This is a genomic window from Undibacterium sp. RuTC16W (genome assembly GCF_049339445.1).
GTDB lineage: Bacteria > Pseudomonadota > Gammaproteobacteria > Burkholderiales > Burkholderiaceae_D > Undibacterium.
This window is the reverse complement of sequence record NZ_JBMPPE010000010.1, coordinates 60,058-73,961: the sequence shown is the minus strand read 5'-3', so window position 1 is coordinate 73,961 and position 13,904 is coordinate 60,058. Positions and strand designations below refer to the sequence as shown.

At 52.9% G+C, this 13,904-nt stretch carries 12 protein-coding genes; 5 read left to right on the top strand and 7 right to left on the bottom strand.

What is annotated here, in order from left to right:
• Nucleotides 1-41 precede the first annotated feature (41 nt).
• Together ACO0K4_RS17105 and ACO0K4_RS17100 are read left to right on the top strand one after the other, a co-directional pair.
• On the top strand, nucleotides 42-983 hold the full coding sequence (locus ACO0K4_RS17105; protein WP_422957880.1) for an MBL fold metallo-hydrolase: 942 nt from the start codon (nucleotides 42-44) through the stop codon (nucleotides 981-983).
• Nucleotides 984-1,122: 139 nt separating this feature from the next.
• Nucleotides 1,123-2,037: an alpha/beta hydrolase gene (locus ACO0K4_RS17100; RefSeq protein WP_422957879.1), complete on the top strand. Its 915-nt coding sequence runs from the start codon at nucleotides 1,123-1,125 to the stop codon at nucleotides 2,035-2,037.
• Here ACO0K4_RS17100 and ACO0K4_RS17095 read toward each other — a convergent pair.
• The 6 genes from ACO0K4_RS17095 to ACO0K4_RS17070 form a co-directional block, all read right to left on the bottom strand.
• The gene (locus ACO0K4_RS17095; protein WP_422957878.1) at nucleotides 2,034-3,227 is read right to left on the bottom strand and encodes an acyltransferase family protein; all 1,194 of its coding nucleotides are present in this window, start codon (nucleotides 3,225-3,227) and stop codon (nucleotides 2,034-2,036) included. The two genes, ACO0K4_RS17100 and ACO0K4_RS17095, sit on opposite strands and share 4 nt — an antisense overlap.
• A gap of 77 nt (nucleotides 3,228-3,304) precedes the next feature.
• Entirely contained in the window at nucleotides 3,305-4,156 is an 852-nt protein-coding gene (locus ACO0K4_RS17090; RefSeq protein WP_422957877.1) for a helix-turn-helix domain-containing protein, read from the bottom strand.
• A 390-nt stretch (nucleotides 4,157-4,546) separates the two neighbouring features.
• Nucleotides 4,547-7,030 carry a DEAD/DEAH box helicase gene (locus ACO0K4_RS17085; RefSeq protein ID WP_422957876.1) on the bottom strand — a complete coding sequence of 828 codons (2,484 nt, stop codon included), beginning with the start codon at nucleotides 7,028-7,030 and terminating at the stop codon, nucleotides 4,547-4,549.
• Between the two features lie 229 nt (nucleotides 7,031-7,259).
• Entirely contained in the window at nucleotides 7,260-7,673 is a 414-nt protein-coding gene (locus ACO0K4_RS17080; protein WP_422957875.1) for a DUF1801 domain-containing protein, read from the bottom strand.
• Between the two features lie 100 nt (nucleotides 7,674-7,773).
• On the bottom strand, nucleotides 7,774-8,628 hold the full coding sequence (locus ACO0K4_RS17075) for an enoyl-CoA hydratase-related protein (protein ID WP_422957874.1): 855 nt from the start codon (nucleotides 8,626-8,628) through the stop codon (nucleotides 7,774-7,776).
• Between the two features lie 155 nt (nucleotides 8,629-8,783).
• Nucleotides 8,784-9,431 carry a TetR/AcrR family transcriptional regulator gene (locus tag ACO0K4_RS17070; protein WP_422957873.1) on the bottom strand — a complete coding sequence of 216 codons (648 nt, stop codon included), beginning with the start codon at nucleotides 9,429-9,431 and terminating at the stop codon, nucleotides 8,784-8,786.
• A gap of 199 nt (nucleotides 9,432-9,630) precedes the next feature.
• Between ACO0K4_RS17070 and ACO0K4_RS17065 the strand changes: the two genes are divergently transcribed.
• From ACO0K4_RS17065 to ACO0K4_RS17055, 3 genes are all read left to right on the top strand, one after another.
• Entirely contained in the window at nucleotides 9,631-10,605 is a 975-nt protein-coding gene (locus ACO0K4_RS17065) for an NAD(P)H-dependent flavin oxidoreductase (protein WP_422957872.1), read from the top strand.
• Nucleotides 10,606-10,925: 320 nt separating this feature from the next.
• Nucleotides 10,926-12,056 carry a carbonic anhydrase gene (locus ACO0K4_RS17060; RefSeq protein ID WP_422957871.1) on the top strand — a complete coding sequence of 377 codons (1,131 nt, stop codon included), beginning with the start codon at nucleotides 10,926-10,928 and terminating at the stop codon, nucleotides 12,054-12,056.
• A gap of 281 nt (nucleotides 12,057-12,337) precedes the next feature.
• Nucleotides 12,338-12,514 (top strand): hypothetical protein, encoded by a 177-nt coding sequence (locus ACO0K4_RS17055; RefSeq protein ID WP_422957870.1) that lies wholly within the window; start codon nucleotides 12,338-12,340, stop codon nucleotides 12,512-12,514.
• Between the two features lie 112 nt (nucleotides 12,515-12,626).
• On the opposite strand, the gene ACO0K4_RS17050 is transcribed toward ACO0K4_RS17055, so the two are convergent.
• Nucleotides 12,627-13,886, bottom strand: a complete 1,260-nt coding sequence (locus ACO0K4_RS17050; RefSeq protein WP_422957869.1) for a phenylacetate--CoA ligase family protein — start codon at nucleotides 13,884-13,886, stop codon at nucleotides 12,627-12,629.
• Nucleotides 13,887-13,904: the final 18 nt, after the last annotated feature.

Sequence of the window (13,904 nt, the reverse complement as noted above, 5' to 3'; positions counted from 1 at the left end):
GTTCAGAATAATGTATCAAGCCAAAATAAGCGACAATTTCTATGTCAACAGCCGCCGCACAAGTACCAGAATTGCCCGCCAGCATGCAGGTATTCGAGCGAGGCTGGCTGTCGTCGAATAATATTTTATTCATTGATGACGCATCTGATTCTGCATCTGCTGCGCTGGTCGATAGCGGCTATATGATCCACGCTGATCAGACGCTGGCGCTGGTGCAGCATGCATTGCAGGCGCGGCCACTCGATCTGCTGATCAACACTCATCTGCATTCTGATCATTGCGGTGGTAACGCGATATTGCAACAAGCGTATCGCTGCCATACCCTGATTCCGGAGGCAGATGCCGCAGCGGTCGCTGCATGGGATGAAGACGCATTGACCTTCAGCGCGACCGGACAGCGTTGCCAGCGTTTCACTTTCGATGGCATCCTGTCCCACGGTCAGAAGCTGCATCTGGGCGGTTTATCATGGCAGGCGCTGGCGGCTCCCGGGCATGATCCTCACTCATTGATGTTGTACTGCGCCAGCGAAGCCATACTCATTTCTGCAGACGCATTATGGCAAAACGGCTTTGGCGTTATTTTCCCCGAGCTGGAAGCTGAATCGGGTTTTACCGAGCAGGCCGCTGTGCTGGACTTGATTGACAAACTCGATGTCCGTATCGTCATTCCCGGTCATGGCGCGCCGTTTAGTGACGTGGCAGATGCGATTGATCGTGCTCGCAGCCGGCTTGCATATTTATCAGCCGATCCCAGACGCAATGCGCGGAATGCGCTTAAAGTCATGATCGCTTTTCAGCTGCTGGAGTCGCAGCAATTGCCGCTCCGTCAGATCAGGCAATCCTTAGTTCAGCATCGGCTGATGCAAGCGTCGGCGCATCTTGTCGATGAGCCGTTGGATCCTTTGCTCGATTCTCTGGTCGCGGATTTGCTCAAATCCGGTGTTGCAAGCCTGCAAGGCGATGTATTAATTAGTACACGTTAGTTAGCACACATTAATTAGCGAACATTAATCTGCACACCTTAATTCTGATTTCTTGCATCACCGGTCTCAATCTTGAGATTGTTGAAACCAAAAGCGATTTTCCTGCGAATAAAGTTGTACACATCTTGTCGGAGGTATCGTGGCAGTCTGGCTCAAAATACTATTTTCCTTTAGCGCATTCCTGATCTTGTTTGGCGTGATCGCTGCTTGTTCTCCGGTGCGTACGATTAATGCCCTGACACCCGGTTCAGCTTATGTCAAGACGGCGGACCTTGCTTACGGAGCAGATCTACGGCAGAAACTCGACATCTATGCTCCGGCTCATGTGCCCTCTGGCAGTAGCGTCCCTGTCGTGGTGTTCTTTTATGGCGGAACCTGGAATTCCGGTCAGCGTGCAGATTATCTCTTCGTCGCAGAGGCGCTCACCTCACGCGGCATCCTTTGTGTGCTGGCAGATTACCGGTTATATCCTCAAGTCCGTTATCCTACTTTTATACAGGATGGTGCGCTGGCGATCGCCTATGTCAACAAAGAGATACAGCGTTATGGCGGAGATCCTTCCCGTCTTTTTGTGATGGGGCACAGCGCGGGGGCTTATAACGCGGCAATGCTCGCGCTTGATCCGCGCTGGTTGGCAGAAGTCGGGATGCAGCCATCAATATTTCGAGGCCTGATCGGACTAGCCGGACCCTACGACTTTATTCCGATTACCAATGTCGATGCCCGTCCGGTATTTTTTTATCCCGATACACCCAGAGAATCACAACCGGTTCATCACGTCAGCGCCAGTGCGCCGCCCAGTCTACTCATTGCGCCGCTGGAAGATACATTAGTGAATCCCGTGCGTAATACGACGGGTTTGGCAAACAAGCTTCGTGCCGCGGGTGTGCCGGTGCAGGAATTTCACTTCGCTCATACTAACCATGTCAGCCTGATCGGCAGTATGGCCTGGCCTTTACGCGCTCTGGCACCCACCCTCGATACCGTGACTCAGTTTGTGTTGAGCGACGGTGGCAGAAATCCTGTAATTTCATTAGCACCCGCTGTACCTTAGTCCCGGGTAATAACGTCAGCCTGTGCGGGATTCACTGTTTTAAACAGGATTTTTCCATTTAAAAATCGGCCTAGCCAGGTATGTCTTACCAGCAGTTGATAACTCAGCAGACAGGCAGCGCTTGTCAGTCCGATATTGACAGCGATGCGTCCGACGGCATTGAGCGGGCTGTTATACAGCAAGGCTCCGAAGCCGATGGTCATCACCAGATGGACCAGATAGACCCAGTAAGAACTCTCCGCGATATACGCCAGGAACCGGTTTTGTTTGGGCAGGTAGTGTAAAAACAGACCGATCATGCCAAAGCACCACAACCAACTGACACCGTTATATAAAAAAGCCATCCCCGCCTTGAGCGGTAACAGGCTGTCTTGCAGAGTTTCAAAGCGTTTAAACAGCGCCAGATATACAAACAATAGTACAAAGCCCGCCAGCATATAACGCCAGCGATAGCGCGCATAAAGTGTTAACACCGCCGACTGATTCTGATACAGGTAGCAGCCAAAAACGAAGAACAGCCCGTTGTGTATGAACTCTGCCGCATCCGGAACAAACGACCCGCCCGGTGCTACCACGCCACCGCGATAGAAGGCTCCCGTCATTGCCAGTGGCAAGGCTAGTACCAAGAAGCCCCACCATGCCGAGGACAGGATTTTCCAGATGTGGGTGATACGCGTTTTCAGTGTATCCGTCAGATGCTGGCTTAAGCGATGCACGGCGGCTGCGGTCAGGCAAAACAGCATCAGATAATAGATGAACCACAGATGCAGGGTATGTATGACCGCCTTACCCGGTATCTGGGGGATCAGTGACGTATCAAATCCGACAGTACCAAACTGATTCAGGTGCACATATAAACTGATCATCAAACCGGAGGCAATAAACAGCGGCGGCCAGAACGCGATAAAAGGCAGCGCCAGGCGGCGCAGTCGGTTACGTAACATCGCCTCTATCCCGCGCTGCTGCAGTTGCATGCCGACGAAAAAACCGGCCACGATAAAAAATACCGGCATCCGGAATGCATGGATCACAACAACCAGCAAATCTGCCGCCAGCGTACTCTGATTGTCGTGCCAGGGTAGCATGCGTGGTCCCGCGGTGTAGATGACGGCAATGTGCAGGACGATGCCTAGCCACATCATGACCGCGCGCAGATTATCGAGCGAATGCAGGCGTTGTCCTTGATCCATGAAAACTCCTTATTGACGAATCTGCATATCAATGCAGAGACAACAAAAAAATAGAAAGTAAAAAATAGAAAGTGCGGCTACAGGCGGTACATCCAGTCGTTCTCGTTCTTCTTTGTATCGTTCAAAATTTGCTGCGGACTACGACCGGTAATCTCTTTACAGTCCCTGACCATATGCGATTGATCGGCATACCCCTGATCGCTGGCATGGTCCGCCCAGCTCAAGGCTTTGCCCTGTTTCAGATTTTCTTTCAATTGTTGATAGCTGCGATTGGCGCGCCACAATTTAGACAAACCTAGTAAAGGCAGACCCGTCTCCCGCCTTACCCTGCGTTGTATCTGACGCGCGCCAACTCCGACAAAAATACTGGCCACATGCAAACTCAGATTGTGACCAAGACGCCGCAATCTCAGCCACGGACTATTCTCAAGTTGCCGGGTGTGCAGCGCCACAAAATTCTCAATCAGGCGACGTCTTTGCGCATGATCCGGCGCTACAGCGACTGCTTGTAATAAAGCTGCTCCAGTTGCATTCAGGTACGTTGTTGCATCGACAAGCTGGTCTTGTAGTAAGGACAGATCCACTTCAAACAAATGATGAAACGCATCTGAAAAAAATACCGCCATAAAGCTATGCCGCTCACCGATATTCATCGTCATTCCATAGTGGCTCTGGCAACCGGCCAGGATGATGCGCGGCAGGCGCTGATCGCGAACTTGTTCTCCTTGCTGTCGCAACTCCGTTTCGCCCGCCAGCATCCAGGTGATGCAGCAGAACGGCGTCGCAGGAAAATGGTTCATACGTTCGACCTCATTCAGTTCACAGCCTCGCGTATCCCTGACCACATACATCAGAACATGCTCAGCCCAGCGGGCACTGGCGGGCCACATGCTGGTTTGTGGAATTTTATTGAGTTCGGTTACTGGCATAGAAAGGCATACTACCCGGGTAAAAAATTGGTGTATTGAACGATTACGACATCGGACTGCAAGAATTGTAAGCGCTAGAGTAATAAAATCTTAAAAAAGAAATTTCTAATAACCTTCACATTAAAAAATCACATTGACAGGAGTGACGCAAAAAATAAGACCTCTCACCACAGAGACACAGAGACACGGAGACACAGAGAAAGGACAGGAGTAGCAGTAGTAATCAGTTCATCGTTCTATCGAGTAAAGGATTTTTAGAAGTCTAAAAAAATCAATCCGCATATTCTGTGGGGCTTCTGGGCCAAAAACACGTGGAAAAGCGCATGGAATAAGCGGATTCTGTTTTCGATGCTATTCTTTTCAGAATTTGTAAGCTCTGATTGAAAGACATTACACGCTCAAAGGCGCCAGCAACGCCTGCAGATCGTCTGCATTAAATTTCGGTGCCAGCGCGGCATCGCTGCCCAGTACGCCTTCTGCCAGTGCGGCCTTACGCGCTTGCAGATCGAGAATGCGTTCTTCGATACTGCCTTCGACCACCAGCTTATACACAAACACGGCTTGCTCCTGACCGATGCGGTGAGCGCGTGCGCTTGCTTGTTCTTCGACTGCCGGATTCCACCACGGATCCATGTGAATTACCGTGTCAGCCGCTGTCAGATTAAGCCCGACTCCACCGGCTTTCAGGCTGATCAGTATGACAGGCATCTCCTTGTTCTGGAACTGCGCGACGATGCTGCCGCGTTGTGCGGTCGGGGTTTTGCCGGTCAGGCTCAGGTGGGGCAATGCCAGCGTCGTCAGTCGTCCGGCGATCAGGCCGAGCATTTCTGTAAACTGTGAAAATACCAGCACACGGCGGCCTTCGGCCACCAGACTGGGCAGCATGTCACTGAGCAGTTCGAGTTTGGCTCGCTCCATCGTGTCCGGTGTTTTTGTCCCTTTCAGCAGATAGGGATCGCAACATACCTGCCGCAATTTGAGCAAGGCATCGAGTATCGTGATCTGCGCTCCGGCAAAGCCTTTGCGTTGCAAAATACGGCGTACCTGTTCATCGGCAGCGACTCGCACGCTCTCATACAGATCGCGTTGTTGTCCGCTCAGTTTGAGTCGTTTAATGATCTCGGTTTTTGGCGGCAATTCGCTGGCGACATCCTGCTTCCGGCGTCGCAAAATAAAGGGCCGCACGCGTTGTGCCAGCAGTTGTGCGCGCAGGGTTTCACCATTGACTTCGATGGGTTTGCGCCATAAGCGGGTAAAGCTGCGCATGTCGCCAAGAAAACCCGGCATCAAAAAATCAAACTGCGTCCATAACTCGCCAAGATGATTTTCCAGCGGCGTGCCGGTAATGCATAAGCGATGCCGGGCTCGCAAGCGCCGTACGGCATCGGCGCTGCGGCTGGCAGCGTTTTTGACGGTCTGGGCTTCATCGAGTAGTAGTAGGTGGAAGGTCTGCGCTTCCAGCATTGCTAGATCACGCCACAGTAGCGGATAGGTCGTCAGCACGATATCGGCATTTGCGATGTTGGCAAATTCATCGGCGCGTTGCGAGCCTTGTAATGCCAGCACACGTAAGCCCGGCGTTATCCGTCGGGCTTCGGCTTGCCAGTTAAAGATCAGCGAAGTGGGTAAGACGACTAGCGCCGGATGGTCGAGCCTGCCAGCCTGTTTTTCAATCAAAATATGAGCAAGAGCTTGTGCAGTTTTCCCCAGGCCCATGTCATCCGCCAAAATACCCGCCAGATGATTCGCCCGTAAATATTGTAGCCAGGCGACGCCATGCAATTGATACGGTCGCAGCGTAATGCCCAGGCCCGGAGGTGCGTTGATCGCTTGTGGCTGACCAACGGCTTGCAGACGTCTTGCCAGCGTGCGCAAGCCGGATTCACCTTGCAATTGCCAGCCGCCATGCACACCGGCGCGCGCGGCCTGACTCTCTAACAAACTCAGGCGCAGTGCTTCTATTCTTTGGGCATCCCAGGTGGATAACTGCAGGGGACCTTGCAGTTTATCTTGCAGACGTTTTTCATCGGTCAGCAATTCCAGCATGTGCATGACAATCGCTTTGAGCGGAGCTGCCAGCGCATCGATCCGCTTGCCACCCGGCGCCCGTAACTGGATCACGGCCAGATCGTCAATCGCAGCGACTTGCGCCGCGCTCAACCAGCGGGCATCGCGCTGTATCAGATTCGCCAGCATGGGAACCAGATCCAGTACCTGGCCGTCGATTTCTATCCCCAGGCTGAGAAGCCACGATCCCTCACGTGCTGGCAGCCCTAGCCGTGTGATAGCGGTGGTATAGCCATGCAGGGGCGATGCCACTTCTTTACCGCTTATTTCACCGGTCTCTTGATCGATGATCAGATGCCAGGCATCGACAGGCACGCTCTCATGCGCGAAGCCTGGATGGAGGACTACGGACCAGCCAAGCGCTTGCAGTGCCGGCAATCGCTCCGCCCAAAAATCAGCAAAAAAATCTTCTTGCTGCAAGCTCCATAAAGGCCCGAATGGTATCGCGGCATCATCACTGCGCCACTGCAGACTTGCTGCGGGCAGGGGGTGCAAATGCAGATCCCAGACCTGATCCAGCGCATCCGCTTCCGCGCCGAGATCGCGTAGCAACACGACGGGTTGTCCTTCTGCGTCAAGCAGGTCCTGTGTGGAATGCGGGCGGCGGTTGAGTAAAGTGGTCGGTGCCGACGTCTGCCAGCGCACTCCCGTGTCTGTGGTGTAGAGCCAGTCAATCTGGATAACCGTCACACTGCCGCCGCGTGGTCCGAAGGTGCCGGTCGGTTTCATACCTAATAAACCATCGCCACGCGTCAGGGTTTGCAGGGTGATGCGCGGACGGAAGATGCCTTTCAGAGTATGAGACATCGTCATTCAGGGACTTTGTCTAAGCGCGGCACTGTAGCTTTAACCGGACACCGTGCAGGCAGGCATGAGGTAAGGAGACGAGTCATGTCGATAAAATTGGCAGCGATGAGTGGAGAGTGAGACTCATCATAAGCGATGGGGATGCGATGCAATACAATGCAACCACTTTTCACGGTTTGCCGGGCTTGCAGTGCATGAGTGATACTCATGACACTTACCGCATAAGCCATCAGGCCGACTGTCTGATGCGGATGACAGTTTGTTCAATGATGCTGGTCAGACTAGAGAGATCTATCTCCGACAGACGTTTGATATACAAACATCCCTTACCCAGCTTGTGTTTGCCCAGATCCGCCAGCAAATCATCGCAGCCACCCGCCCCCAATGTCAGATACAGCGCCAGATCCTGTTTGCGCGATGCAAAACCGATCAGGCAAATATCGCCTTCCCGCCCGCTCTCGTACCGGTAGTGGCGCGTGTCAAAACCGACGATGCTGGTTCCCCACATTCTCGCTTGATGTCCTGTCGCTACAGACATCAGCTCAATCAGCGTCAGGCAATCCTGCCGGCGAACCGGATCAGTGATTGCGTCAACGTAGTCGCTGACGCTCAGATCGTTTTGCCTGGTTTTGTTTTCTGCCATGATCGCCTCGCTGGTGGATAGCTATATTTTACTAGTGTCCTGAATTGCCAAGTCTGTTTCACTACTTGAGACTACCAGTGGCTGAGCCGGATGAGTATGCTTATTTCAACTGATAAGGCGCATCTTCAAAAGCACTGACCGGTGCCAGATCTGCATAGTCTGTTGGCCGGCCTTGCTGTTTCGCCATAAACGCCTCCATCAGGTTGCTGCTTTGCCAGATGCCCGATTGCAGCCAGCCCATTTGTTGCAAGGCATCGTGAGTCGAATGGTCGCGTGCATAATGGATCGCCTGTTTGCTGCCCCAGATCGCTACCGGCGGTTTGGTGGCGATTTCGGCAGCCATGTGCAGTGCGGCTTCTATCATTAATTCCCGGCTGTCGAACACTTCGTTCACCAGCCCGACCGCGAGCGCGCGCTGGGCGGGCAGGCGGCGACCGGTATAGGCCATTTCATGCACGATGCCCTCGGGGATCAGTTTAGGTAAGCGCTGTAAGGTACCGAGATCCGCAGTCATCCCGATATTGATTTCCTGGATGCAGAAAAAAGCATCCGCGCTGGCGAGCCGGATATCGCTCGCGCAGATCAGATCGACGCCGCCACCGATACAGCCGCCATGAATCGCACTGATGACCGGCATGCGTAATTGCTCGATCAGATTAAAAGAGTGATGCATGTCTTGCAGCACCAGCGTGATATTGGCGCGACCAACCGCGGTGGCGTCATCCAGACTTACACCACCACCTGCGAATACGTCGAGCGCCATTCCGGCAGTGAAGTGTTTACCCGTTGATGAAATCACCAGCGCCCGTGCCGATGCTTCGCGTTGCAGAGTGCTCAGAATACTCACCAGCTCACGAAAAAATACCGGCTGCATCGTGTTCATACTGGCAGGCCGGTTCAATTGCAGATGAGCGACTTTGTCCTTGATGCTGAAGTCAAAACATTGGTAAGTCATAGGGTCTCCGGAGATGATGATCGTGGGTGATCGTGGGCGATTTTTGGTTGTTAGTGATGTAGCTGATAGTGCCGATAATGTGGATACAAATGGCGTAAGAATGTAGCGCAAAAATTGCCAGACAAACTAATTCGCCGTATCAGATTCAGAAAGCTTTATTCAGGGTGTTTTAACGAATGCAGCACCGCCCGGATGGCGGCACGGTAGAGCTCATCCGAGTGTTCTTTTTTCAGGTAATAGCCTTTGAGCTCCAGACTGATCACACCGTGCATTGCCGCCCACAACAAGCGGGCCGCGGCACTCGGACTGGATTTGGGCAAGCTGCCTTCTTGCATGCAATGCTCAAATTCATTAATCAGCGGCGTGAATGATTCCCATGCTGCGACCCGTGATTCCAGCGGCGGCACAAATCCGGCAATCGCATCGCCGAACATCACCATGTAATAGCTGGGGTTGCGTCTGGCGTAATCGTGATAATTGGTTGCGTACATCCAGATCCGATCGAGTCCGTGGGTTTTTTTTGCGACGGGCAGACTAGCCTCGTATTGCGTGAAATCCTGGATCAGGCGGCTAAACCCTTCCAGATACAGCGCATTAGACAATCCGTCTTTACCGCCGAACAGCGAATACAACAAAGTGGTGGAGCAATTCACCGCATCGGCGACCTTGCGCACGGTTAGTGCTGCCGCGCCTTCTTCGACCAGCAAGCGGGTTGCCGCGTCGAGCATGCCCTGACGCAGGGTGTTGCGCAACTCTTCCTGCCCTTGCTTGAAATCGATGACTTTGGTTTTCGGTGTTGGCATAAATGACCCGCAAAATTCTTGTGAAAAACAACGTTTTTTCTGATAACATCATATCAGCCTCACTAAAAAACGCCAAGAACAACACGCTAAACAGGTAAACAAACCAGGTTTCTTGTGCAATTTGATTGATACGACGACGCCTGACGCCAGCTCGGTATCATCCAGTGAGAACCAATTTAATTAAGAGACCGGACCCCTTATGACGACTTCTCATCTGCCTAAAGCATTACAGAATCTTTCCTTGCCGGTTATCGGCTCACCGCTGTTTATCGCCAGCGGTCCCAAGCTCGTTGCCGCGCAATGCAAGGCCGGTATTGTCGGCTCATTTCCTGCACTGAACGCCCGTCCTGCCGAATTGCTCGACACCTGGCTGACCGATCTCAAAGCCGAGCTGGCCGAGTACCAGGCAGCCAATCCCGATGCCAAAGTCGGCCCTATCGCCGTCAATCAAATCGTGCACCAGTCAAACGACCGTCTGGCACATGATGTCGAAGTCTGCGTCAAACATCAGATCCCTATCATCATCTCATCACTGCGCGCACCGCCAAAAGAGATGCTGGACGCCATCCATAGCTACGGCGGTATCGTATTGCACGACGTGATCTCTATCCGCCATGCACAAAAAGCCCTGGAAGCCGGTGTTGACGGCCTCATTCTGGTGGCCGCAGGCGCTGGTGGTCACGCCGGTGGTTTGTCCCCGTTCGCTTTGGTGGGCGAAGTCCGCAAATTCTTTAAAGGACCGATCGCCTTATCCGGCTCGATTGCCTCTGGCGACGCGATTCTGGCAGCTCTGGCGATGGGCGCAGACTTCGCCTACATCGGCTCACGCTGGCTGGCAACGCAAGAATCCAACGTCGATGACGACTACCGCCAGGCAATTATCGAATCCAGCGCCGCCGATATCGTCTACACCAATCTGTTCACTGGCGTGCACGGCAACTACCTGAAAAAATCCATCGTCGCCGCAGGTCTCGACCCGGACAATTTGCCGGTCGCCGATAAAACTGCCATGAACTTTGGTTCAGGCAGTAGCAGCAAAGCCAAAGCCTGGCGCGACATCTGGGGCGCAGGCCAGGGCGTAGGCCTGATGGAAGACGCACCAAGCGTCGCCGAAGTCGTCACCCGTCTGAAGGCGGAATACGATACTGCAAAACAGCGTATCAGTAACGCGTAGATTGAGATACGTGCGAATGTAGTGATTAGTCACTGAAATAAAAAAGGCATCCATGGATGCCTTTTTTGCTGTTGAATATTTGTCTGAGCCTAGTAATGGAAAGTTGACTCTGGTCGCACCTGACAACCTCGGTTATTTTTTTATCCGACCAACTAAATTCCATCACCGGAAAAATTTCCTATTGTCTAAAGAATACATTTGCTCACTGGCAATCAGTGTCACCTGCACCTCATGTGTCTAAACAGCTGCCCAAATTCAAGTTTTTTCGCTTGTGTGCCGTAACCAGACTACCTCTAGCCTTTTCCGCGAAGAAACTTCTTATGCGCCGCCTCACTCTTGCTTTAATTTCCTTAGTGGCACCGCTGACCTGTGCGCAAGTCCAGGCTAATGATGCGTCGACTCCTTCTAAGCCGATCAAGCAGGCGTCGGCGAAGGAGGAGGCTTCTTCGAAAGATAAGGAGGAGAGCAAGGCGTCCAGCAAAGAGAAAGACAGCAAGGAAAAAGAACCTAAGGAAAAAGAAACCAAAGAGAGCAAGGCCGCGGCGGCGGCGCGGGCAAAAGAGTCGCTTGCCGCTGACGAGCTCGCCGCCAAAATCGCAGAAAAGCTTGCCGTTATCCGCAAGGAAAAAGAGGAGGCCAGCGTTCGTTCTAATCCAAATCCACGTCCTGTGATCCGTAATTCGTATATTTCACCGGTCAGAAAGCCGGTTGAGTCAATCGAAAGCAAAGCCAAGATGACTGATGCGCACGGCGCGTCTGCTTTGGCGGCGCATAGCGCTGTGCATTGGAGCTATGAGGGTGAGGGCGGTCCGCTGAGCTGGGGCAAGCTGAGTCCGGCTAATGCTAAATGCGATACCGGTGAGCGTCAGTCTCCGATTGATATACGTGACGGGATTAAAGTTGAATTGGATCCGATTGGCTTTGACTATAAATCGGCGAGTTTCAATGTCCTGGATAACGGTCACACAATCCAGGTCAATCTGGGTGCGGGTAACTACATCATGGTGGGCGGTCATAGCTATGAACTGGTGCAATTTCATTTTCATAAGCCCTCAGAAGAGCGGGTCAATGGCCGTAGTTTTGAGATGGTCGCGCATTTGGTGCACAAAGACGCGAGCGGCAAGCTCGCCGTTGTTGCCGTATTGATTGAGCGCGGCAAGCCACAAGCGCTGGTGCAGCAGGTCTGGAACAATTTGCCCTTAGAAAAAGATGACCCGGTCAAGGCGCTGACCACAATCGATATGAATCAGATTTTGCCAGTCAAGCGCGACTACTACACTTATATGGGATCACTGACGACACCGCCATGCAGTGAGGGTGTGTTGTGGCTGGTGATGAAAGAGCCGATAGAGATTTCACCGGAACAACTCGCGATTTTTTACCGTTTGTATCCGATGAATGCGCGCCCCATCCAGAAACCATCAGGTCGCCTGATTAAAGAATCGAACTAGCGTTGAGAGTGGTATTTACTATACTCCCCCTATTTTTTGAAAAAATAGGGGGCAACCTATAGTATTTACTGCATGAATTATTTATACTGGGTTGGAGTATAGGCAATTCTGCCAGTAACATAGCGTCACCATGCAAGGAAGGGCGACTTTTTTTCGCAACAATGACCGCGCACTACGCGGTGCGGCAAGGCTACAAACTCTTACAAATTCTGCGTCAACTCAACAGGTATCTCAGGGGTTATCTCCTTAGTGTGATGCACACTATCGAACAGGAGTACCCCATGCGTTTATCTCAATTTGCCCTCATTAGTCTCATCGCTGCATCGGCCGCGTTATCTGGTTGCGCAGTGTACGCGCCGGCACCTTATGGCCCCGCTGTCGTTGTCAGGCCAGTACCCGTTGTCGTCAGTCCTGGCTGGGGTTATGGCTACGGCTATCATCACTGGCGTCGCTGGTAGTCCCTGTAGCTGTGCCTGATTCATCCCGTCGCTTCAGATTGCAAGTTAAAGGTTCAGCAGGTAACCTGCAATCTGGAATCTGCAACCTTACAGACGGCAGCCTCCTTGCCTGCTACTGATAGCTGCGCGCATCGTCAATGACTTTGCCGTCATTCGGCAATTGCTGATGATCGACAAATAGCACGTCACCGCGTAGTTTGGTGACCTCGCGCAAGCTATCCACAATCGCTGCTTTCAGAGCTGCGTCGCGTATCTCGCTCTCGCAATGCAAGGTCATCGTATCATTCGCCAATTCACCGGTGACGACCAGCCGTGCTTTGCGGATTTCGGGGTGGCGTTTGACGACCTCGGCAACTTGAGACGGATGGACAAACATGCCCTTGACCTTGGTTGTCTGGTCTGCGCGGCCCATCCAGCCCTTGATGCGGGTATTGGTGCGGCCGCACGGTGATATGCCGGGCAATATCGCTGACATGTCCCCGGTGCCGAAGCGGATCACGGGATAATCTGGATTAAATGAGGTGACCACGACTTCGCCGACTTCTCCCTCCGCCACCAGATCTCCGGTGGCCGGTCTGACGATTTCGAGGATCAGGTCTTCATCGAGAATCATGCCGGGATTGAGTGTGCCCCCGCTGACGGTTTCATACGCAATATTGCCAATATCGGCAGTCGCATACATCTGCACCACATTCGGTATGCCGTGCTCTTGCAGCCACAGGCGCAGGCTCGGTGGTAGCGCTTCTGCGCCGACGACGGCATATTGCAAGCTGGAGATGTCAGCCCCCATTTCTGCCGCTTTTTCGATAATAATTTTTAAAAAACTTGGCGTGCCGACATAGGCATCAGGGCGTAATTCAACGATCGCCTGCACCTGCATCTCTGTTTGGCCTGTGCCTGCCGGGATCACCGTGCAGCCGATTCTGGCGGCGGCACCTTCTACCATAAAGGCCGCTGGTGTGAAGTGATAAGAAAAACAGTTTTGAATCAGATGTCCGGCGCGCAAGCCGACCGCATGCAGCGGACGCGCAAACCGCCACCAGTCCTGTGATCTGCCTTCGGGATCGAAGATCGGTCCCGGCGACATAAAAATGCGATTCATCTGCCGCACGCCAGTCGTTGTCAGTCCGCCGAAGGGCAGCGCGCTTCTTTGTATCTGTTTCAGATCCGATTTACGCGTCACCGGCAGTTGTGCAAGGGTGGCGCGGCTTTTGATATCGCTGGCCTGTACTCCCTGCAAAATCGCTGCCCATCCCGCTGCGGTTTGCGCCTGGGCGATCAATTGCGGTAGCCGCGTCATCAATGCCTGCTCGCGGCTCTGTGGGTGACGGGTTTCTAATGCGTCCAGATATGCGTCAAAATATGCGCTCATGGCTGATAGAAAAGGATA